Genomic DNA, 23,047 nt, shown 5'->3' with positions numbered 1-23,047 from the left:
CGCTGTTTCACGTTCTGCGAGAGAGCCTCATGTCCGCCTCCCCCCCCAGCCAACTCGCCTACGTCCTGCACAGCCGCGCCTACCGCGAAACCAGCGCTTTGGTGGACTTCCTCACGCCCCAAGGCCGCCTGCGTGCGGTGCTGCGCAGCGCGCGGGGCAAGGCGGGTACCCTGGCGCGGCCTTTTGTGGCCCTGGATGTGGAGTTTCGTGGCAAGGGCGAGTTGAAGAACGTCGGTCGTCTGGAAAGCGTCGGTACCTCTGCCTGGCTCAACGGCGATGCCTTGTTCAGCGGCCTCTACCTCAATGAACTGCTGATCCGCCTGCTGCCCGCCGAAGACCCGCACCCGGCTGTCTTCGATCACTACGCTGCCACCTTGTTGGCCCTTGCTGAAGGTCGTCCCCTGGAGCCGCTGCTGCGCGCTTTCGAATGGCGCTTGCTCGACGACCTGGGCTATGGCTTTGAATTGCACAACGACCTGCACGGTGATCCTGTGGCCGCCGACGGCATGTACCGCCTGCAAGTGGATGCGGGCCTTGAGCGCGTGTACCTGTTGCAGCCGGGCCTGTTTCAGGGCACCGAACTGCTGGCCATGAGTGACGCGGATTGGAGCGCGCCGGGCGCCTTGTCCGCCGCCAAGCGCCTGATGCGCCAGGCCCTGGCCGTGCACCTGGGCGGGCGGCCGCTGGTCAGTCGCGAGTTGTTTCGAAAGCCCTGACATCCCCGTGTATGCTGTGCACCGATTCTTTCCCTTTTCAGGAGCGCTTCCGTGACCACCAGCAATCGCATTCTTCTTGGCGTCAACATCGACCACGTCGCCACCCTGCGCCAGGCCCGGGGCACCCGTTACCCCGACCCGGTCAAGGCCGCGCTGGACGCCGAAGAAGCGGGCGCCGACGGCATCACCGTGCACCTGCGCGAAGACCGCCGCCACATCCAGGAGCGCGATGTGTTGCTGCTCAAGGACGTGCTGCAAACCCGCATGAACTTCGAAATGGGCGTCACCGAAGAAATGATGGCGTTCGCCGAGCGCATTCGCCCGGCGCATATCTGCCTGGTGCCCGAAACTCGTCAGGAGCTGACCACCGAGGGCGGCCTCGACGTCGGCGGCCAGGAAGCGCGGATCAAGGCCGCGGTGGAGCGCCTGTCGAAGATCGGCAGTGAAGTCTCGTTGTTCATCGACGCCGACGAGCGCCAGATCGAAGCCTCCCGCCGTGTGGGCGCCCCGGCGATCGAGCTGCACACTGGTCGTTATGCCGATGCAACCACCCCGACCGAAGTGGCCGACGAGCTGCAACGCATCATCGACGGCGTGAACTGCGGGCTCAACGAAGGCTTGATCGTCAATGCCGGCCATGGCCTGCATTACCACAACGTCGAAGCCGTGGCCGCGATCAAGGGCATCAACGAACTGAACATCGGCCATGCGCTGGTCGCGCACGCGCTTTTCGTCGGTTTCAAAGGCGCCGTGGCCGAGATGAAAGCCCTGATTCTGGCCGCTGCCAAGCACTGATAAACGATGAAGATCATTGTGGGAGCTGGCTTGCCTGCGATAGCGGAGTGTCAGTTGACGCATTCGTAGCTGGCCCACTGCAATCGCAGGCAAGCCAGCTCCCACATGATGAGTCGTCGGCGTTTTTGGCATGCGGCAATGCGAAGCCTTACTGTTTAGGCGACGCAGGTGTATCGTATCTGCCCTTTGCGGGCCTTGGCCTGCGGTAGATACGTGAGGTTGCTGTGTCCCAATCGTTTTCCCGTCGACAGATCCTCGGTGGCCTTGCCGGCCTGGCAGTGGTCGGTGTGGGCGCCGGTGGCGCCTATCGCTACTGGCTGGGCAAGGTTGCCGATGCCAACGCAGGAAGCGACTACCAACTGATTGCCGCCCCCCTGGACGTAGAACTGGTGCCGGGGCACAAGACCCAGGCCTGGGCATTCGGCCCTTCGGCACCGGGTACCGAGTTGCGCGTGCGCCAAGGCGAATGGCTGCGGGTGCGCTTCATCAACCATCTGCCGGTCGCCACCACCATCCACTGGCACGGCATCCGCCTGCCGCTGGAGATGGACGGCGTGCCCTACGTCTCGCAATTGCCCGTGCTGCCTGGCGAATACTTCGACTATAAATTTCGCGTGCCCGATGCCGGCAGCTACTGGTATCACCCTCACGTGAGCAGCAGCGAAGAACTGGGCCGTGGCCTGGTTGGCCCGTTGATCGTGGAAGAGCGTGAACCCACCGGTTTCAAATACGAACGGACCTTGAGCCTGAAGAACTGGCACATCGACGAAGAGGGCGCGTTTGTCGAGTTCAGCATCCCCCGTGAAGCGGCACGTGGCGGCACTGCCGGGCGCCTCTCCACTATCAATGGCGTTCCCCAGGCGGTCATCGACCTGCCAGCCGGGCAAATCACTCGCGTGCGTTTGCTCAACCTCGACAACACCCTGACCTATCGCCTCAACATCCCCGGCGTCGAAGCGCAGATCTACGCGCTGGACGGCAACCCCATCGAGCCGCGCCCGCTGGGCAAGGAATACTGGCTGGGCCCGGGGATGCGCATCTGCCTGGCAATCAAGGCGCCGCCAGCGGGTGAAGAGCTGTCGATCCGCAACGGCCCGGTGCGCCTGGGCACCTTCCGTTCGGTGGCCAATACCGACGCGCCCACCGAATGGCCCCCGGCATTGCCGGCCAACCCGGTTGCCGAACCGGACCTGGCCAATGCCGAGAAACTCAACTTCAATTTCGAATGGGTCGGTTCGGTGTCGGTCAATGTCGAAAACGGCAAGCCGCCGAGCCTGTGGCAGATCAACGGCCAGGCCTGGGACATCACCGACAAGACCTGCGCCGACCGCCCGATTGCCAGGCTTGAGAAGGGCAAGAGCTACATTTTTGAACTGAAGAACATGACCCAGTACCAGCACCCGATCCACCTGCACGGCATGAGCTTCAAGGTGATCGCGTCGAACCGCCACAAGGTCATCCCGTATTTCACCGACACCTACCTGCTGGGCAAGAACGAACGCGCCCGCGTGGCGTTGGTGGCGGATAACCCGGGGGTGTGGATGTTCCATTGCCATGTGATCGACCACATGGAAACCGGCCTGATGGCCGCGATTGAGGTGGCGTGATGCGCCAGATTCGCCCCACCGCGATTATCGACCGCAGCCGCGACCAGGACTTTATGCGCGAAGCGCTGGCCCTTGCCGCCCAAGGCGCTGCGCTTGGCGAAGTGCCGGTGGGCGCGGTGCTGGTGCAGGACGGTGCAATCATCGGCCGCGGCTTCAACTGCCCAATCAGCGGCAACGACCCCAGCGCCCATGCCGAAATGGTCGCGATCCGCGCTGCCGCCCAGGCGATCAGCAATTATCGCCTGCCGGGCAGCACCCTCTATGTGACGTTGGAACCGTGCAGCATGTGCGCGGGGTTGATCGTGCATTCGCGGATTGCGCGGGTGGTGTACGGCGCACTGGAGCCCAAGGCCGGGATTGTGCAGAGCCAGGGGCAGTTTTTTACCCAGGGCTTTCTGAATCATCGGGTGTTGTTTGAAGGCGGGGTATTGGCCGAGGAGTGTGGGGCTGTCCTGAGCGAGTTCTTCAAAGCCCGACGAGCCAAGCCACCTTCTAACTGACACTGAGAAACCACTGTGGGAGCTGGCTTGCCTGCGATCGCGGTGTATCAGCCACTGAGCCGTTGGCTGACAGATAGCTATCGCAGGCAAGCCAGCTCCCACCTTTGATCTTCATTTTTTCAGGACGAGAGGGGGGTCATTTGCGAGCGATGATCACCGCCCGCATCGGTGCCGGCAGCCCTTCAATGGTCTTGCTGTGATCATTCGGATCAAGAAAGTCACTCAGCGACTGATACTTCATCCACTCGGTCCCGCGCTGTTCCTCAACGGTGGTCACGCTCACATCCACGCACCGCACCTCACTGAACCCGGCGCGGCGCAGCCATAGCATCAACGCCGGCACCGAGGGCAGGAACCACACGTTACGCATCTGTGCATAACGGTCTTCCGGCACCAGCACCTGCTGCTGATCGCCTTCCACCACCAGGGTTTCCAGGACCAGCTCGCCGCCCTTGACCAGGGTGTCTTTGAGCGCCAGCAAGTGCTCGATCGGCGAGCGGCGATGGTAGAACACGCCCATGGAGAACACCGTGTCGAAGCCTTCCAGATTGGCCGGCAAGTCTTCGAACGGGAACGGCAGGTGCCAGGCCTTGGGTTCGGACAGGTAACGCTGCACCGCCTGGAACTGGCAGAAGAACAACCAGTTTGGGTCCACGCCGATCACGCTGTCGGCCCCCGCGCCGAGCATACGCCACATGTAGTAGCCGTTGCCGCAGCCCACATCAAGGATGCGTTTGCCCTTCAAGTTCAAGTGCGGTGCTACCCGCGACCACTTCCAGTCCGAACGCCATTCGGTGTCCACATGCACGCCGAACAGATGGAACGGACCTTTACGCCACGGGCTCAGGCCCATCAGTGCCGTGTGCATCTGTGCGCGGGTTTGGTCGTCGCAGTCGGTGTCCAGCACCAGGCCGTTCAACAGGTCGACTTCGCTGGGCTGGATCTTCGGCAGCGCGTCCAAGGCACTCTGCCAACGCTCCAGGTCGCCATGACCTTTTTCCATCTTGCTGTCGAGCTGCGCTTGCAGGCCCTGGGCCCATACGGCCAAAGGAGTGCCGACCAGGTGGCGGGCGAGGGGAGACAAATCAATCATGGCAAGGCAATCAACGAGGCAAAGTTAAGACACTGGAACCACGGCACGACTTTCGAAAACCCGGCCGCCAGCAGGCGTTCGCGGTGTTCTTCGAGGCTGTCGGGCTTCATGACGTTTTCGATGGCGCTGCGCTTCTGGGCGATTTCCAGTTCGCTGTAGCCGTTGGCGCGCTTGAAGGCGATATGCAGGTCGGTCAGCAGCGCGTGCTCCTCGCTGTCGTTGAAGCGCAGCTTCTCCGAAAGGATCAACGCACCGCCTGGCAGCAAGGCCTGGCGGATACGTCCGAGCAAGGCCAGGCGTTCATCGGGAGCGATAAATTGCAGGGTGAAGTTCAGCGCCACGACCGAGGCGGGCTTAAATTGCAGCGCGAGGATATCGCCCTCGATGACCTCGACCGGCAGCAACTCCTGAAACATCGAGTCCTGGCCGTTGAGGTATTCGCGGCAGCGCTCGACCATCGCCGCCGAGTTATCCACCGCAATCACCCGGCAGCCATCGGTGCGCACATGGCGGCGCAGGGCCTGGGTCACGGCGCCCAGGGACGAGCCCAGGTCATACAGCACGCTACCCGGTTGGGCAAATTGCGCGGCCAGCACGCCCAGGTTCTCGACGATGGTCGGATAACCCGGCACCGAACGCTTGATCATGTCCGGGAACACCCGCACCACATCCTCGTTAAAGGCGAAGTCCGGCACCTGGGGCAGGGGCTGGGCGAATAGGCGATCGGGTTCTTTGCTCACGGTTGTTCCGGCGACGAGGGGGAAAGGCCGGCATTTTAGCCAAGTTGCTCGTCGGATGCGCGGGTTGTCTGATGGAAAGCCGAGGCGGTGATGCCCCATTGCCCGAGCCAGTAGGTAGCGATCAACCAATACGGCGCGGCTTCGAAGGCGACAACAAAGCGGTTGATGCCGATCAGCGTATCGGAAATCACAAACGATATTGCACCTGCCGCCGCCAGCAGGGCCGAGCGTTTCGGCACCTCGCTGCCCAAACGCGCCAATGCTCGCCAGAGCATGGCGCTGATCACCAGCGCGTAAACCACCACCGGTATCAGCAGGTCGCCCAAGCCATGGGCAATCAGAATACTCAGCAGCACCGCCCCCACCCCCAGGGCCAGCATCAGCGGCAACAGTGCCAAGCGCCGGCAGTCGCTGAAATAGGCTTTGAGGTAGGCCAGATGCGCAAACAAAAACGCACCCAGGCCGAAGATAAACAAATCCCCCGGCCAGGCGAGCAATACGTCGCCCACCACGGAAAAAATCAACCCCAGGCTGATCCAGCGTCGATACTCAGTGGGCGGCGCGTCATGCAGCCAACCCAGCAGCGCCAGCACCGGCAGCGGCTTCACCAACAGGCACAGCAGCGTCGCGTGAGTCGCCAGGCCGTAGATAAAGGTACCGGCGCCCATCAAGGCAAGGATCAGCCACGGCATATCAGTTCACCGTAATGGCGCAGTCAAAGGTCTCGGCGGGTTCGGCTTCCGGCTCCCAGGGTTGCTGGGAGGTCAGGCGCAAACGGCCTTGCCCTGGGGCGAATGCCTGGAAGCGCCAGGTGGATTGGCCACCGCCGCCGATCACGCCGGATTCGGTGCTGCTGTAGACCTCGGGGCTCAAGGCGCGCAACACGCCGCCGGCGGAGTCCTGGATGGCCCAGCGGTAACCGGTGGTGGGGTTGCTGGGCAGGGTGAGGATCAGGTTTTGCCCGTTTTTAAGCAGGAGCGGGCAGGCGCTCTGGTTGTCCACGGTGACGTTTTGCTTTGGCGCACTGGCGCACGCGGCCAGCAGGGCAAGGCTCAAGGGGAGAAGCAGGCGGGCAGCGGTCATGAAGGCTCCGTTTATACACGACGAAGGGCGAGCATAACCGAAGATGAGACAGGGTGTGACAAGCAGGACGTGTGTTACGGCCACTGACGCCATCGGGGGCAAGCCCCCTCCCACATTTGACCGCGTTGTCATTCACGACGCCGGTCCCCTGTGGGAGGGGGCTTGCCCCCGATGAGGCCGGTTCAGGCGCTAGAGCTCTATCAGAACAGCACCTTCGCCACATCCGCAAACCGCTTGGCAAAGTGCACCGTCATGCCTTCCTTCAAATACTCCGGCAGCTCTTCAAAGCTCCCACGGTTGGGCTCCGGCAGGATCAACTCGTGAATCTTCTGGCGCCGCGCCGCGATCACTTTCTCACGCACCCCGCCAATCGGCAGTACATGCCCGGTCAGCGTCAGTTCGCCGGTCATCGCCACGCCTTTCTTTGGCGGCTGGTTACGCGCCAAAGACAGCAGCGCACTGGCCATGGTCACACCGGCGCTCGGGCCGTCTTTGGGGGTGGCGCCTTCCGGCACGTGCAAGTGCACGAAGGCTTCGTCGAAGAACTTCGGATCACCGCCAAACGACTTCAGGTTCGAGCTGATGTAGCTGTAGGCGATTTCGGCGGATTCTTTCATCACTTCACCCAATTGCCCGGTGAGCTTGAAGCCGCGATTGAGCGTGTGGATACGCGTCGCCTCGATCGGCAAGGTGGCGCCGCCCATGCTGGTCCAGGCCAGGCCTGTGATCACACCGGTACCGGACAGCACTTGCTCGTTGCGAAACACCGGCATACCCAGGGAGCTTTCCAGGTCCTTGTTGCCGATCTTGATCACGCTGTCGGGCTCATCCAACAGCTTGACCACCGCCTTGCGCACCAGTTTGCCCAGTTGCTTCTCCAACTGCCGCACCCCGGATTCCCGCGCATAACCGTCGATCAATGCACGCAGGGCGCCGTCGCTGATGGTCAGGCTGTTTTTCGCGACGCCGGCTTTTGCCAGCTGCTTGGGCCACAGGTGGCGCTTGGCGATGGCGACTTTTTCTTCGGTGATATAGCCCGACAGACGAATCACTTCCATGCGGTCCAGCAACGGGCCGGGAATCGAGTCCAGGGTGTTGGCGGTGCACACGAACAGCACTTTGGACAGGTCCAGGCGCAGGTCCAGGTAGTGATCGAGGAATTCGACGTTCTGCTCCGGGTCCAGGGTTTCCAGCAGCGCCGATGCCGGGTCGCCCTGGAAGCTCTGGCCCATCTTGTCGATTTCGTCGAGCATGATCACCGGGTTCATGACTTCCACGTCTTTCAAGGCCTGCACCAGCTTGCCGGGCAGGGCGCCGATGTAGGTGCGGCGATGGCCCTTGATCTCGGCCTCATCGCGCATACCGCCGACGCTGAAGCGGTAGAACGGCCGGCCGAGGGACTCGGCAATGGATTTGCCCACGCTGGTCTTGCCCACACCCGGCGGGCCCACCAGCAGCACGATGGAGCCGGCGACTTCGCCTTTATAGGCGCCGACGGCGAGGAATTCGAGGATACGGCTTTTGATGTCATCCAGGCCCGCGTGATGCTTGTCCAGCACCTTGCGTGCGTGTTTGAGGTCGAGTTTGTCGGCGCCATACACGCCCCATGGCACTGAGGTGGCCCAGTCCAGGTAGTTGCGCGTGACGGCGTATTCCGGCGAGCCGGTTTCCAGGATCGACAGTTTGTTCAGTTCTTCATCAATGCGCTTTTTCGCCTGGGCCGGCAGCACCTTGCCTTCCAGGCGCTGCTCGAACTGCTCGACATCGGCACTGCGGTCGTCCTTGGTCAGGCCCAGCTCCTGCTGGATGACCTTGAGCTGTTCCTTGAGAAAGAACTCGCGCTGATGCTCGCCGATCTTGCGGTTCACTTCGGCAGACAGCTCTTTTTGCAGGCGCGCCACTTCGACCTCTTTGCGCAGCATCGGCAGCACTTTTTCCATGCGCTTGAGCATGGGCACGCAGTCCAGCACTTCCTGCAACTCGTTACCGGTGGCCGACGTCAGCGCGGCGGCGAAGTCGGTGAGCGGCGACGGGTCGTTGGGGCTGAAGCGGTTGAGGTAGTTTTTCAGCTCTTCGCTGTACAGCGGGTTGAGCGGCAGCAGTTCCTTGATCGCATTGATCAGCGCCATGCCGTACGCCTTGACCTCGTCGGTCGGCTCGCTGGGCTGATGCGGGTATTCGACTTCCACCAGGTACGGCGGGCGGTGATGCTTTAGCCAGGTCTTGATGCGTACGCGGGTCAGGCCCTGGGCGACGAATTGCAGCTTGCCGTTCTCGCGGCTGGCGTGGTGCACCTTCACCAGGGTGCCGTACAGCGGCAGGGCCGAGGTGTCGAAGTGCCGTGGGTCTTCAGGCGGTGTGTCCATGAAAAACAGCGCAAGGGAGTGATGCTCGGATTTGCTCACCAGCTCCAGGGTTTCGGCCCATGGCTCTTCATTGACGATCACCGGCAGCACTTGCGCCGGGAAAAACGGCCGATTGTGGATCGGGATGATGTAGACCTTGTCCGGCAGGTTCTGCCCAGGCAGCGCCAGGCCGGTGTTGGACGAGGAGGTTTCGGCGTTTTCGGGGTCGGCGTAATCGTTGAGGTCGTAATCAGGGACGTCTTGCTGGTCGCTCATGGGGCACCTGCATAAGGGAGTATGCAGCTTAGATGGGGCGGGGGAGCGGTGGTTTCAATGGTGGGGGTGAGATAGCAACATATTGCATGAGATTTCCGGGCATGGCGCAGATGGCCTCCGGCGCTGTAGAGCGTTTGAATGCCGCGTCCTGAGACAGACGCGGCATTTTTGGGGGCTTACACGTTGACCACGGCCACGGTGTTGTTGCCGAAGTTGCAGACGTACAGGTATCTGCCGTCTGCGCTGCAGGCCAGGCCGGTGGGTTGATTGAAACCGGGGATACTTCCAACCAGTTCCTCGGTCGTGGTGTCGATGATTCGGACGGTGTTGCTGGCGAACTCGGTCACGTAAGCCAATGGTTTAACGGGGTGGAAAGCGACGCCTCGTGGGGTGGCAAGTCCGGTGAGGGATTTAACGAAAGTAAGGTCATCGTTGTATGTGTTGTAGATGTTCACTTTTCCCAAGTTGGGGACACATACAAACAGCCGTTCGAGGGGAGCGAATAGCGGAGAGTGGGCAAGTGCACTCGCAAGCCCATTGTTATCGACGGTGTGGGTGCGAGCATTGGAGTTGATTCTAAATCGTTCGGTCTTATCGGCTATAGAAAATAGTGCAGTTCCCTGCGGATTAGTTGTTATTGCTCTAGATACGATTTGGCCTAGAACATAAATTCCCTCGTGACGTTCGTTTACCGCATTCCAATAAAAGATGTAGGGATTGGCAACGTTACCTATAAGTAGAAGCGTACCTGCTGGATTTAGGCATATTGCCTGAGTGCCCCGATCATGCCAGTGCGGATAACGGAAAGTGAAGTTGCTGATGTCAAGGATTGGAGTGTTTTGCGCAATGGAAGCCCCTGCCACCGAAAAAAACAGCCTCGAGTCCGAAGGATGTAACGCCAACCCATTAATAACAGATCCCACCGTATTCACGGTTCTTACTTCATCAGTCTCCAGATTAATTACGGAAATCGAAGGCGTACGCCCATTCGCCACGCAAACCTTCTTACCGTCCAGACTGGCCACGATATAAGTCGGCCCATTCCCCACGTCAAACTCCCGAACAATCTCCCCCCCAGTCCTGCGTATCCGATAAGTAGCCACGTTAAAGTGCTGAGCTGTTTCCTCACAGTTATACCCATCCAACGATACCCAGCCTTCCACGCGGACTTCGGTGTCATCGGCAAAGCCTTCAAAATACTCGGCAGGTATGTGATCAAGCGTACGCCCGGCACTGACTTCCGCCGGTGTTACATCAACCGCGCGCCGCAGCGCCAGGTCGGTGGTGCTGTAAAGGTTGATCCCCACCGCGCGGCCTGCGCGGAAAAACGGCCAGGCCCTGATTTGTACCGAGTTGGCCTCGTTGGGATTGATCACCCCGTTTACCGCCTCGGGTACGCTCAGCAGGTTCAGCGTTTGCGCAGAAAAACTGTCCACATCGACGGTCAGTCGAGGAGATTGAGTCGTGATGCCGTCGCGCAGCACGTCAAAGTGAACCGTAAACGTCTCTCCCACATAGGCCGCGACATAGTCGCTTAACGGGGCGAATGTAATGTAGTCATGACCCGCGTCGGGAATACCGGGTTTGCTTGGGATATTGGGCGTGCCTACGCCGGGCTTTCCTTCGATGCGCAGGGTCACAAGGTCACTCCCCAGCATGGGGTACCTGACCCGCAACGTAGTGATGCGGGGCGATGGCGTCCATACGTTCAGGGGATTTAGACGCATGGTGCATGGCGACACCTGGGTGGCTTCCAGCAACGTCGGGCATTCGGTCAGTTGCAGCGCCGCCCCCACTTTGACAACCAAAGGCAGGGACTTGCGCGGGGTATCCGTAGGCAGCGTGCGGACTTCCCAGTGCAGCGCCACGATGGCTCCTTTATTGGCCAGGACGATAGCACGGGCAAGTGTGAAAGGCAGGGGGAAGCCAAACCACGCGCTGGTCACTTTCAGCCACGCAAACGTAAAACTGCCGCCAGGCTTACTGCCTGTCGCCACCACCCTTACCTCATCATTGAGCGAGATGCTTGAGTGGGGATCGACCAGCACTCTGAGATTGCCTTTGTTGATGAGTTCGTCAAATTGGTGGTCTGGCGCAGGTGCCTCCGGTGATCTGGGGGGCGGAAGCAAGACTGAAATATTACCGACGGGTATGGTGATCGATTGCGAGGGATTGGCGGCATCGTTATTAACGATGTAATAGGCGGTGAAAGTGGAACCCTTTAGCGGCTCAAACAGGCTGTAGTCCAACAAGTAGTCAATGTCCAAACCCTGCGAAAACTCGCTGAAGCTTTCATACACAACGTCGCCTGTAGTGGTTCTGCCTTCAATGACCAGGTCGACCTTGTCATTCACGCCCAGCCGAGTGCCGGGCACGATAATGCTAACCGGGTCGATTTCGGGCAGCGCACCATTCTCCAGGTTGCGTACTTGCGGCGCCGGGCGGCGATTGTCCACTGCTTTGCCACGAATACTGTAAATGACAGCATTGGACGGGGTGTTGAGCTCGTTGGAGCGGACCCGTTCATAGAAAGCCAACAAACGGCCTCCCCCCAGGAGTTCTATAAAGTTGTTGAATGGCAAACGGATCAATACGCGAACCAGGTTAGGCTGCAACACCCAATGAGATTCAGTGTGGTCCAGACGCTCCCCGTTATTTGTCAGCCCTGAATAAGTGACCTGTATCTGGTCGTTGACTTGCCACCCATGGCCTCTTAACGGTACTTCAAAATTCAGATCATCGGTGTGCACATCCGTGTCGATGTATTCCTCGTCCGTGTCGGCATCGTATTCAGACTCGGTAACATGACCCTCTATCAGTTGCGGTACGGTTCCGCCACCGGTCCTGTTTTGTATGAGCCTGGGGATGGAAAAGCCGATGGATTGATTTCCGGCCTTATCCTTTACGAACCACTCAAGAATGTTGGGTCCCGGCGTTACTTGCAGCCAGGTGCCGTTGTAGACGGTAATAATGATAGGGGCGGTGCGGGAAGCTTCAAAACTGGTCACCCTGTGAGTGACGAACACACCGCCAATGCTGATATAGATCACATCGCCTTCTTTGCGGTGATGAACTTGATCCACTGCCCGGTTTACCGGGTAGTTATCGATGATCATCTTGACGCCTTTTTGCGCATCCGCAGGGTTTACGACGCCAAAGGCCTCAATAGTTGTATCTTCGAAGGTAATACCTGCCAGGTTTTCGTTGATAAGCGGCGTACTGACTTGAGGGTCACGACCGCCAGGTGCTTTGGTATCCACCCAGATACTGAACGCCTTGGTGTGGCCAGTCGTACCGCTCAGGCGTCTGACGAAGGCTTGCAAGATATTATCGGCCTGGTCGATGAATCTGACGCTCTCTATGGCCAACTTCACATGCTTGCGTTGCATGGCATCATCGTCGGTGACGGTGTAGTGATCCACTTCTATGCCGTTAAGTTCCAGGTAGACAAAGTCCCCCGCCGCCTGTTCGGCCCAGGCGAGGAGGATGCAAATTACCCCAACGGCGTTCACCGTCAATGCGGCGTTATTCAGGGCGCCGTCGGTACCTGCAATGGCGGTAAGATTGGGGATAATCAGGTCGAGGTCGCTGAAGGGTAATGTGGCGCCGGCATTCTGGTGAGCCGGTGCATTGGGCAGGCGGTCAGCTGAGAGGCGCGCAGCGGACACCGTGGGTAGCAGATCGTTTGTCATGACGAGTACCTGATAAAAGTAGATTGGGCACGCGACCCATCATCGCTTCAGGTCGAGCGGCAGCTTTATTCAAGGCTCTTGCTACGCAAATTGCCTAGCTGTGAGAACTGACAGTGCCGACAGACGGTATGGCCGGTCTCATGTCAGCCATACCGCGTCAAGGTCAAAAAAATGACTTGAAAACTCCAGTGTTTACTAGGTTTACTTCCTGGTGGTCCCAGCTAATCTGCTTACATAAAAATCTCGATACGATAAGACGTTTTTTTGACGCTTGGACGCCAGCCGACTGGGATGCGTATGACACAAGGAAGGCACCGCACAGAACGCCGAGCGCGGCCGGCAGTTACCGCATTGCAGTGGCGCCACACCTTTCAAACCCGGATTGCCGGGGTGCTCGCGCTGTTGTTGCTGGTGGTCGTGGCGGCTACCTATTTTGCCGTCAAGGCCGCCACTACCCGCGCCGTGGAGAACCAGGCCCAGGTGCAGTTGGATACCGGGCGGCAGGTGTTCGAGCGCTTGTTGGACCTGCGCGGCCGCCGCCTGCAATACGGCCTGGATTGGCTCACCATCGATGGCCCGTTCAAGCAGGCGGTGGCCGGTGGTGCGACGGTGCCGATCCTGGAGGCTCTGGGGCGCCATGGTACGGGGGTCAGTTCCAGCGAAGTGTTTGTGTTGGGCCTGGATGACAAGATCATGGTCAGTACCTTGCTGGCGATGAAGCGAGGGGAGGCGTTCCCCTATGCCGGTGCATTGCGCAGCGCGCGCCGCAGCGGCCAGCAAATGTTGATCGTCGCCATGGCCGGGCGCCCCTATTTGCTGGTGCAGAAGGAAGTCCTTGAACCCGCGCCCATCGCCCGGGTGATCATGGGCTTTCCCATGGATACGCAATTTGCCCATGAGCTGCGTTCCATGAGCAACCTTGAGGTGTCGTTCCTCAGCGTACACGGCGGCCATGTTGGGCAGCTCTTCACCACCCAGCCTGGCAGTTTGCGCCCGAGCGTCATCGACCTGTTGCTGGGCACGTCGATCGATCCGCAGGCGCGGGTCCAGCTGTTCCACGGCCAGCGCGTGCTCAGCCAGGTGTTGCCCCTGGCCAATAGCGGTGAAGGCGATGAAGTGCGTGTGCTGCTGCAAAGCCCGCTGGACCACGCCCTGGAATCCTTCGCACCGCTGGACCGGCAATTTATGTTGATTGCCGTGGCGGTGTTGTTGGTCTCGCTGGTGGCTGCGTTATTTTTAGCGCGGCGGGTATCACGCCCGCTCAATGCTTTGGTGCAGGCCGCCGAGCGGATCGGCGCCGGTGACTACCACACGCCGGTGCGGGTGCGCGGCCACGATGAGTTCGGCCTGTTGGCCCGCGCTTTCAATGCCATGCAAAGCGGCATCGCCGTGCGCGAACGACAGTTGGCCCATAACGCCTTGCATGATGCGCTCACCGGCCTGCCCAATCGCGCCCTGGCCATGGAGCGGCTGGGCAGTGCGATCAGTGCGCGGCGGCCGGTGGTGTTGCTGTACCTGGGGATTGAAAACTATCGGGTCATCAACGAAGGCTTCGGCCCCCAGGGTGTGGAAGAAATGCTCTGCGAAGCCAGCCGCTGCCTGTCCATGAGCCTGCTGGCCAGCGACACCGCCGCGCGCATTGCCGGCAGTGAGTTTCTGCTGTTGCTGGAAAACACTGAAATCGACTCCGCCGTCGCCCGTGCCGACGGCGTGTACGCGCTGCTGACCCAACCCCAGCGCATCGGCAACGATGAAGTGCGCCATGAAGTGAGCATCGGCATTGCCGCGTACCCCGCAGACGGCCAGCAGGTCGAGGAACTGATCAATCGCGCCGCCATCGCTCGGCATGACGCGGCCACCATGCCGGGGCATTTGCAGATCTACCAGCCTGATCGTGACCTGGCTTACCAACGCCAGATTACCCTGATTCGCGATCTGCGCCGGGCGGTGATCGAAGGCGAGTTGTTCCTGTGCTATCAGCCCAAGCTCGACCTCAAGCACGGCCATGTGGGCCAGGCCGAAGCCTTGCTGCGTTGGCAACACCCGACCCTTGGGCAAGTGTCGCCCACCGAGTTCATTCCCCTGGCCGAACGCACCGGCAGCATGGGGCCCCTGACCTTATGGGTGATTGAAGAGGCCATCCGCCAGATTGCCGAATGGGCGCTGCGTGGCCTGGTGATTCAACTGTCGGTGAATATCTCGGTGAACGACCTGGCCGATGACGACCTGGCCATTCGCGTCACTGCGCTATTGATCCGATACGACGTGAGCGCCGAGCACCTGATTTTCGAAATCACCGAAAGCGCGATCATGCACAACCCGCAACAAGCCCTCAGCGTGCTGGAACAACTGCGTGGCTGCGGCATCAGCCTGTCGGTGGATGACTTCGGTACCGGTTATTCATCGCTGGCGCAGTTGCAGCGCCTGCCGGTGCAGGAGCTGAAGATCGACCAGTCGTTTATGCGCAACCTCGACAGCACCAGCGGCGACGGCGTGATCGTGCGTTCCACCATCGAGATGAGCCACAACCTGGGCCTCAAGGTTGTGGCCGAGGGTGTGGAGTTCGAGCACAGCCTCACCCTGCTCAAGCGCTGGCAGTGCGACACGGCCCAGGGCTACCTGATCAGCCGGCCACTCAATGCCATGGCGTTCGAGCGCTGGATGCGGCGTGCGCGTGTGCCAACCTAGACAGTTTAACTGTGGGCTACTTTGGCAGCGTTTCAGCGACCAAGGTTTGCAATCGCGCCCACAACCGTTCGACATGCTGGCGTTCGGTGCCCAGTGCACCGATAGACACCCGCACCATCCAGCGCTCATCGAGGAGGGCGGGGGTGACGTAGGCATCGCCTGACTGGTTGAGTTTTTCTGCCCAGGCTCGGGTGTGAGTATCCAGCGCCTGGCCTTCCAACCCCGGCGGCTCATGACGGATGCACAAGGTTTGCAGGGCGGGCGTAGCCACCCATACCCAGTGCTCAGTGGCTTCGATCTGCTCTGCCAGCCAGCGCGCATTGGCCAGATCTCGCCGCAGCCGCGTTTGCAGGCCGCTGACGCCTTGCTCGCGTATCAGAAACCACAACTTCAAGGCGCGAAAACGGCTGCCCAGGGAGATCCGCCAGTCACGGTAGTTTCGCACTTGGCCGTCTGCGCTGGACTGCAGGTAGCTCGGGTTGGTGGTCATGATGCGAATCAGATGTTCGCAGTCGCGCACAAAGTACACCGAGCAATCGAAGGCTGCGCCCAGCCATTTGTGTGGGTTGAGTACCAGGGAGTCGGCTTTTTCGATGCCCTGCCACAGTGCCCGGCATTCCGGCAGGATCATCGCGGCGCCGGCCATGGCCGAGTCCACGTGCAGCCACACGCCGTGGCGTTGGGTCACATCGCCAATCGCATCCAGAGGGTCGATCGCCATGGCGGCCGTGGTTCCGGTGGTGGCAATCACCACGCAGGGTGTGTTGCCGACAGCCAGGTCCTGTTCGATGGCGTGCGCCAACGCCTGGGGCGACATTGCATTGTGTGGGTCGGTGGCGATGGTGCGGATATGGTTCTGGCCGAACCCTGCGAGGATCGCCGCCTTGTTGACCGAGCTATGGGCGTGAGCTGAGGTGTACACGATCAGAGGCGCGCCGCTGTTTTGCAGGCCGTCATGCATCAGCGCGTAATCGGAGCTGCGCTCCCTGGCGCTGATGAGCGCCACCAGGGTGGAGGTGGACGCGGAGTCCTGGATCACGCCGCTCCATGCGCTGCTCAGGCCCAGCATGTCGCGCAGCCAGTCGGTGGTCACTTCTTCGATTTCGGTGAGGGCCGGGCTGGATTGCCAGGACAAGCCCACCACACCCAGGCCGGTGCTCAGGCAATCGCCCAGCACCGACGACAGCTCCACATTGGAAGGGAAGAAGCCAAAAAAACTCGGATGCTGCCAATGCAGCAGCCCGGGCATGATCAGCTTTTCGACGTCGCCCATGATCTGTTCGAACGGTTCGGCGCTGTCAGGCGGGTTCACCGGCAGGGCGGCTTTGATCTCGCCCGGCAGGGTGGTGGGCTGCACACCGCGTTGCTCGATGTTTTGGCGATAGTCGGCGATCAGGTCGATCATGGCGTAGCCATGGCGGCGGAATTCTTCGGGGGTCATATAGAAGTGTCCATTGGCAAGCGCGAGAAAAGTATCAGCACCAGAAGTAAAACGGTTCGCCCGGGATATAGCCGATAAACGACTGCATGCTGATGCGTGTGCCCGAATCGAATCCGCAAATGGCGTGGGGGCGGCGTGTGTTGATGATCACCAGTTCGTTTTTGCGCGGCCGGATACGCAACGGCGTTTGCAAGCGCTGTTCGGGCAATTGGGCACCCTCGAAACGTTTGACCTCATCGTAGGCAAACGCTGGGGTGTCCCAGATGATCAATTCGCCTCCCGAAGGCGGCGTTTGCAGGTAGATATTGGCGCTCAATTGCTGCTCCAGTTCGGCGACCGAGCGGGGCAGGCAATCCACGTGGGGAACGGTTTCCGAGAGGTGCGCGGTCTCGGGGAACATGGCGCGGATAATCCCGCAAAACATCGGCTGGCCCTGGAAGGCGGCGGCGACCGCGCCTTGCGGCCAAATCGCCTGGAGCTGCTGCATCAAGGCTTGAATCGGCGGTTGTTGCGGGGCGCAAATGCGGTCGATCAGGCTGCGCATATGCGCGGCGTCAGCGTAATACTTGCGTTGGGCTTCACTGCCCGCGGCCTTGCCGTAGGTGGAATTGAACGGCGTGCCCCAGCGATGCACGCCATAGAAATGCTGTACGACGTGCCCGCCCTCGTAGGTTTCGTGGCTGTATTGTTCCAGCGTGGCGGTTTCGCTGATGCTGTGAATCAGCCGTGCGCTGGTTTTTTCGTTGGCGAAGTCGGGTACTCGAATGGCAAGCACTTGCCCGCTGATCAATTTGCTTAAACCTGGACTGTCGAGTTGTTCGAGCTCCAGGATTTTCGCCGAAATACAGGGGGTTGGTTTTACAGCGCTATGGTCCGTCATAGTGAAAAGCTCCATTTGAATGTCATCCGTGCACCCAGGTATTACGCAGGGGGTGCGCACTAAATTAGTTTCAACGGGCAGGGTGCAAGCGGGATTTTTCCTGGCGTGGCGGTTTTCAGGGACGAAAAAAAGGCGGCTACCATCAGGTAGCCGCCTTTGTTTTACCGCCGGTGCTGCTTAATCCGGCAGTTTGAACGCCATCACATAGTCACCCTGTTTGGTACCCAGGGAGCCGTGACCGCCGGCCATGACCAGCACGTATTGCTTGCCGTCCTTGCCGGTGTAGGTCATCGGGGTGGTTTGCGCGCCTGCTGGCAGGCGGCCTTCCCACAGTTGCTTGCCGTTTTTCACGTCATAGGCACGCAGGTACTGGTCCAGGGTGCCGCTGAGGAACGCGACGCCACCGGCGGTGGTGAACGTACCGCCCAGGCTAGGCACGCCCATGGTCAGCGGGATCGGAACCGGCGAGCTGTCACGCACGGTGCCGTTCTTGTGCATCCAGATGGTCTGGTGGTTGGTCAGGTCGACCGCTGCCACGTAGCCCCACGCTGGCGCCTGGCACGGCAGGCCCATCGGCGACAGCAGTGCTTCAAGGATCACACCGTACGGCGCGCCTTTGTTCGGCTGCACGCCTTCGGTTTCGCTGACGCGTGGGCCTTGCTTGGCGATGTCGGCAGCCGGGATCAGTTTCGACTTGAACGCCATGTAGCTTGGGTTTACGAACGCGATCTGGCGCACCGGGTCAACCGAGATGCCGCCCCAATCGAACACGCCGAAGTTGCCTGGGTACACGATCGAGCCTTGCAGCGACGGCGGGGTGAACGGGCCGTCGTAGCGCATTGACTTGAAGTCGATCCGGCAGATCAGTTGGTCGAACGGCGTCACGCCCCACATGTCACGCTCCTTGAGGGGCGGCGGCATGAAGTTCAGGTCGGACTTGGGTTGGGTCGGGGAGGTGCGATCGCCAGCCACTGCGCCTTGCGGTACAGGGATTTCGTTGATCGGAACCACTGGCTGACCGTTGCTGCGATCCAGCACGTAGATGCTGCCTTGCTTGGTCGATGCCATCACCGCTTGCTTGACGCCGTCAGCGGTTTTGATGTCGATCAGCGAAGGCTGGCCGCCCACGTCCATGTCCCACAGGTCGTGGTGGGTGAACTGGAAGGTCCACTTCACATGGCCGGTGTCGATGTCCAGAGCGGTCAGGCCCGCTGCATATTTCTCGGAGTCACCGGTACGGTCGCCGCCGTACTGGTCGGGCATCTGGTTGCCCATCGGCAGGTACAACATGCCGAGTTTTTCATCCACGGCGAACATGGACCACATGTTCGGCGAGTTGCGGGTGTAGGTCTTGCCCTCGGCCAACGGGGTGGTGTCGTCCGGGTTGCCGCTGTCCCAGTTCCACACCAGCTTGCCGGTGTGCACGTCGAACGCGCGGATCACGCCGCTCGGCTCGTCGATGGAAACGTTGTCAGTCACGTGACCGCCGATCACCACCAGGTTCCTGGTCACGGCCGGTGGTGAAGTGGAGTAGTAACCGCCTGGGGCGAAGCTGCCGATGTTGGCGCGCAGGTCCACCTGGCCTTTGTCACCGAAGTCTTCGCACATCTTGCCGGTGTCGGCGTTCAGGGCGATCAGACGGGTATCGGCGGTCGGCACGAAAATGCGTTTCGGGCAGGCAGTCGGTGCGGCAGCCGGGCTGGCGCTGCCGGTCGGGCTCTGCTCGGAAGCGTAGGCAGCGTCATCGTGGTACGACACGCCACGGCAGGTCATGTGCGCCCAACCCTTGAAGTTCTCGGCGCCCTGGCTGCTGATCTTCGGATCGAAACGCCAGATTTCCTTGCCGGTGTCCGGGTCCAGTGCGATCACCTGGCTGTGCGGCGTGCACACGTAGAGCATGCCGTTGACTTTCAGCGGGGTGTTTTCCGCAGTGGTTTCACCCGGGTCGTTAGGCCCTGGGATGTCGCCAGTACGATAGGTCCACGCCGGCACCAGCTTGTGGGCGTTTTCCGGGGTGATCTGTGCCAGCGGCGAATAACGGTCACCAAAGGCCGAGCGGCCATAGGAGTTCCAGTCGCCATCGGCCTGGGTTGGCGCAGCGCTGGCCATACCCGGTACCGCGTCGCGGTCCAGTTGGCCGGTCTTGACCATTTCACCTGGGTTGGTGAACTGGCTGGCCAGGGCGGTCGCGCCCGCCAGCACCACGGCCACGCTCAGTGCGCCGGTACCCAGCGGCGCGGCTTGGCCACGCAGCAATGGCCGACGAAACCACGGCAGCAGCATGACGATGCCCAGGGCGAACAGCAGGGCCAGGCGCGGCACCAGTTGCCACCAGTCCAGGCCCACTTCCCACAAGGCCCACACGGTGCTGGCGAACAACACCAGTGCATACAGGCCCAGCGCGGCGCGGCGGGTGGCCAGCAGCAATACGCCGGTCAGGGCAATGCCGATACCGGCCAGCAGGTAGTACAGCGACCCGCCGAGCATACTCAGCTTGACGCCACCGGCCAGCAAGGCCAGCCCCATGATCAGCAGCAAGACCCCCAGCAGCCTGGGCAACAGGCGGCTTGGGCTTGAGGCACCATCAGTGCTCATAGTGTGTTTCTCCGTTACGTTGGAATTATGTAACCCCGTGCTTCACTCACTGTAGATGACGATTCGGCTCGGGCTTGGTTCATCGTTATTTTTGGTTTTTTCTGTGGATAACCGGGTTATCCACAGGCGGGCAATCAATCCCCTGGCGCAGGTCGATTCAAGACAGCGCTGTCTTTGTGCAAGAAGAGATTCGGCAAATGGGGTCGACCGGGAGGTGAAGCGTTTCAGATTGTTGCGAAGGATAATGCGGCGGGGCGTTTTGAGAAAGGGTGAATCGCAAGATGCATCATTTCAGTTTTGGTAACAGTGACAGATAGTCGCTGCAATACCGATCAGTCACGCGAACGCAATGCTCAACGCGACGACGATCAAATGTGGGAGCTGGCTTGCCTGCGAAGACGTCGGTCCAGCAAACAGTGATGTTGACTGACCCAGCGCTTTCGCGGGCAAGCCCGCTCCCATATAGGATTTGCGGTGATGATTAGAAGGTGGTGCGGATACCGAACTGCACACTGCGTCCAGGCGCTGGGGCGATGTCGCGCAGGATCGAGCTGGCATAGCGCACGGTCTGGTTGGTCAGGTTTTCACCGTTGACGAACGCCAGCCACTGGCTGCCACCCACATTGAAACGGTAACCCGCGCTGGCACCGAGGGTGGTGTAGCCGTCGGTGCCGCTCTCGTTATCCGGCACGCGCCCTTGGCCTGCGGCATGTTCCACGTCGATACGCGCCTGCCAGCGATCCAGTTCCCACAGCAAGCCGCTGTTCAAACGCAGGGGCGCAATGCGCGGCAAGGCTTCTCCGGTGTCCAGGTTGGTGGCGCGGGTGTAATCGCCCGACAGTTCCAGCGCGAACTTGCCGTAGGCACCTTCGCCGAGCTTCCAGTGATCCTGGGCTTCGAAGCCGGCGAAACGTGCGCGCACGCCGGAATAGCCGTACTCGGGAATACCGCTCGCGTCTTCTTCACCCTCGTCGTTCAACGTACGGCCAGTGCCGAGCAAACCGATGTAGTTGGAGAAGCGGCTGTAGAACACGCCAAAGCTGCCCTTGTGGGTGCCATTGTCAAAACGCAGGGCCAGGTCGCTGGACACGGCCTTTTCCTTTTTCAGGTTGGCATCGCCCAACTCATAGGTGCCGGTGGCGACATGGGCGCCGTTGGCATACAGCTCATAAAAGGTCGGGGCGCGTTCGGTGTAGCCCAGCGTCGCGGCCACGGACCAGACAGGCGTCAGCGTATAAACCGCACCGGACGACAGGCTGCCTGCGGTGAAGTCGCTGGATTTATCCGCATTGGCAAAGCGCGCATTGCCCTTGCCGTCCGGGTCGACGTTGGTGTGTTCCAGGCGCGCACCGAGGCTGAGTTTCAAGCGTTCGGTGGCTTGCATCTCTTCCAGGATAAACAGGGCGCCAGCGTTGGTATCGGTCTGCGGTACAAAGGCTTCTTCACCCAGGGCCGAGAATTCATTGCGGGTCACTTGGGCGCCAACCACGCCATCGAACGGGCCGATGGGCTGGTGACGCGCCTCCACCCGGGCTTCATAGCCTTTGTTCTTGAAGGTCGTGCCGGTTTCGCCGCCTTCGATTTCGCGGTGCTGATAATCGGTGTAGCCCGCGTCGATCTTCACCGAGGTAAACGGGCCCTGCAGGTTGCGGATCTCGGAAGCAAAGGCGTAATGATCCTGCTTCATGCGGATGCGCACATCCTGCTCGGCGGGGGAGCCGTAATTGCTGTCGTAGTTGCTGTAGGACAGGCCCGCGTAACCATCATCCCAGGTGTAGGAGCCACCCACCGCGCCGCCGTCCTGACGCCCGTTGCTGTTACCCAGGCGGCCATTTTTGCCGGGACCGTTTTCGCTCTCCGGCGCGTGGCGGCTGCGGGCATACCCGGGGATTTTCAGGTCGTTGAATTCCCGCGCATTGGCGTCCAGGTGCAAAGCGAAGGTGCCGTTGCCGGCCTCCAGCTTGCCGGCGCTGCTGCGGGTGGTGTCGGCGCCGCCGTAGCGCAGTTCCCCCGCCCCGTGGATGCCTTCGATGGCCTCGGTGGGGATGCGGTTGTCGAAGGTGTTGACCACGCCGCCGATGGCGCTGCCGCCGTACAGCAAGGCCGCCGGGCCGCGCACGATTTCAATGCGGTCGACATTGATCGGGTCCAGCGGCACCGCGTGGTCATAAGACAGCGACGAGGCATCCAGCGCGCCCACGCCGTTGCGCAGGATGCGAATGCGGTCGCCATCCTGGCCGCGAATGATCGGGCGGCTGGCGCCCGGGCCGAAGTAAGAAGATGACACGCCCGGCTGCTTGTTCAGGGTTTCACCGAGGCTGCCTTTTTGTTGCAGCGTCAGGTCATCGCCTTCCAGCACGGTGGTGGGCGAGGCGAGTTGTGCGCTGCCCAGCGGGTTGCCGGTAACAACCTGGGGAGGCAGTTCCAGGGCATGGGCTTGAGCGCCGATCAGCAAGGCAGTGGCGAGGGGAGACAAACGCCAGAGGGAAGGCAGAGACATCGGAGATTCCTAGGCAAAACTTCTGATAAGTAAAGTTACAATATAACATCTCTTTTTTTGCGGGAAAGGGGGAACTTTTCCTGACGGGCTATATTC

Annotated in this window: 15 protein-coding genes; 5 read left to right on the top strand and 10 right to left on the bottom strand. The window is 60.7% G+C overall.

Annotation, left to right across the window (positions count from 1 at the left end; genetic code table 11):
• Positions 1-29: 29 nt before the first annotated feature.
• From recO to tadA, 4 genes are all read left to right on the top strand, one after another.
• Positions 30-716, top strand: a complete 687-nt coding sequence (gene recO, locus TX23_RS06195) for a DNA repair protein RecO (RefSeq protein ID WP_057701456.1) — start codon at positions 30-32, stop codon at positions 714-716.
• A gap of 51 nt (positions 717-767) precedes the next feature.
• The gene (pdxJ, locus tag TX23_RS06190; protein ID WP_057701455.1) at positions 768-1,511 is read left to right on the top strand and encodes a pyridoxine 5'-phosphate synthase; all 744 of its coding nucleotides are present in this window, start codon (positions 768-770) and stop codon (positions 1,509-1,511) included.
• A gap of 224 nt (positions 1,512-1,735) precedes the next feature.
• Positions 1,736-3,118, top strand: a complete 1,383-nt coding sequence (locus tag TX23_RS06185) for a multicopper oxidase family protein (protein WP_057701454.1) — start codon at positions 1,736-1,738, stop codon at positions 3,116-3,118.
• Positions 3,118-3,618: a tRNA adenosine(34) deaminase TadA gene (gene tadA, locus TX23_RS06180; RefSeq protein ID WP_057701453.1), complete on the top strand. Its 501-nt coding sequence runs from the start codon at positions 3,118-3,120 to the stop codon at positions 3,616-3,618. Before TX23_RS06185 ends, tadA begins: the two co-directional genes overlap by 1 nt.
• A 136-nt stretch (positions 3,619-3,754) precedes the next feature.
• Here tadA and cmoB read toward each other — a convergent pair whose 3' ends face one another.
• The 6 genes from cmoB to TX23_RS06150 all read right to left on the bottom strand — a co-directional run bounded on the left by cmoB (position 3,755) and on the right by TX23_RS06150 (position 12,847).
• Positions 3,755-4,711, bottom strand: coding sequence for a tRNA 5-methoxyuridine(34)/uridine 5-oxyacetic acid(34) synthase CmoB (gene cmoB / locus TX23_RS06175; RefSeq protein ID WP_057701452.1), 957 nt, complete (start codon positions 4,709-4,711; stop codon positions 3,755-3,757).
• Positions 4,708-5,451 (bottom strand): carboxy-S-adenosyl-L-methionine synthase CmoA, encoded by a 744-nt coding sequence (cmoA, locus tag TX23_RS06170; RefSeq protein WP_057701451.1) that lies wholly within the window; start codon positions 5,449-5,451, stop codon positions 4,708-4,710. The genes cmoB and cmoA overlap by 4 nt, the downstream gene beginning before the upstream one ends.
• 35 nt (positions 5,452-5,486) lie before the next feature.
• On the bottom strand, positions 5,487-6,143 hold the full coding sequence (locus TX23_RS06165; RefSeq protein ID WP_057701450.1) for a lysoplasmalogenase: 657 nt from the start codon (positions 6,141-6,143) through the stop codon (positions 5,487-5,489).
• 1 nt (position 6,144) lies between these two features.
• Positions 6,145-6,534 (bottom strand): protease inhibitor I42 family protein, encoded by a 390-nt coding sequence (locus tag TX23_RS06160; RefSeq protein ID WP_057701449.1) that lies wholly within the window; start codon positions 6,532-6,534, stop codon positions 6,145-6,147.
• A gap of 200 nt (positions 6,535-6,734) precedes the next feature.
• A complete protein-coding gene (gene lon, locus TX23_RS06155; RefSeq protein ID WP_057701448.1) occupies positions 6,735-9,155 on the bottom strand; it encodes an endopeptidase La in 2,421 nt (806 codons plus the stop codon).
• 176 nt (positions 9,156-9,331) lie between these two features.
• The gene (locus tag TX23_RS06150) at positions 9,332-12,847 is read right to left on the bottom strand and encodes a YncE family protein (protein ID WP_157243909.1); all 3,516 of its coding nucleotides are present in this window, start codon (positions 12,845-12,847) and stop codon (positions 9,332-9,334) included.
• Between the two features lie 351 nt (positions 12,848-13,198).
• On the opposite strand from TX23_RS06150, the gene TX23_RS06145 reads away from it, so the two are divergent.
• Positions 13,199-15,535 (top strand): putative bifunctional diguanylate cyclase/phosphodiesterase, encoded by a 2,337-nt coding sequence (locus tag TX23_RS06145; protein WP_057701446.1) that lies wholly within the window; start codon positions 13,199-13,201, stop codon positions 15,533-15,535.
• Positions 15,536-15,551: 16 nt separating this feature from the next.
• Here TX23_RS06145 and TX23_RS06140 read toward each other — a convergent pair whose 3' ends face one another.
• The 4 genes from TX23_RS06140 to TX23_RS06125 all read right to left on the bottom strand — a co-directional run bounded on the left by TX23_RS06140 (position 15,552) and on the right by TX23_RS06125 (position 22,951).
• Complete coding sequence (locus tag TX23_RS06140; protein ID WP_057701445.1) at positions 15,552-16,976, bottom strand: pyridoxal phosphate-dependent decarboxylase family protein; 1,425 nt, start codon at positions 16,974-16,976, stop codon at positions 15,552-15,554.
• 34 nt (positions 16,977-17,010) lie between these two features.
• Positions 17,011-17,856, bottom strand: a complete 846-nt coding sequence (locus TX23_RS06135; RefSeq protein WP_057701444.1) for a 2OG-Fe(II) oxygenase — start codon at positions 17,854-17,856, stop codon at positions 17,011-17,013.
• A gap of 177 nt (positions 17,857-18,033) precedes the next feature.
• A complete protein-coding gene (locus TX23_RS06130; RefSeq protein ID WP_057701443.1) occupies positions 18,034-20,451 on the bottom strand; it encodes a glucose/quinate/shikimate family membrane-bound PQQ-dependent dehydrogenase in 2,418 nt (805 codons plus the stop codon).
• 481 nt (positions 20,452-20,932) lie between these two features.
• On the bottom strand, positions 20,933-22,951 hold the full coding sequence (locus tag TX23_RS06125) for a TonB-dependent receptor (RefSeq protein WP_057701442.1): 2,019 nt from the start codon (positions 22,949-22,951) through the stop codon (positions 20,933-20,935).
• Between the last annotated feature and the right edge of the window lie 96 nt (positions 22,952-23,047).

The sequence above is a fragment of the Pseudomonas paralactis genome (genome assembly GCF_001439735.1).
Lineage (GTDB): Bacteria > Pseudomonadota > Gammaproteobacteria > Pseudomonadales > Pseudomonadaceae > Aquipseudomonas > Aquipseudomonas paralactis.
Note: the sequence above shows the minus strand (reverse complement) of the source record. Positions and strands in the feature narration are given on the sequence as shown.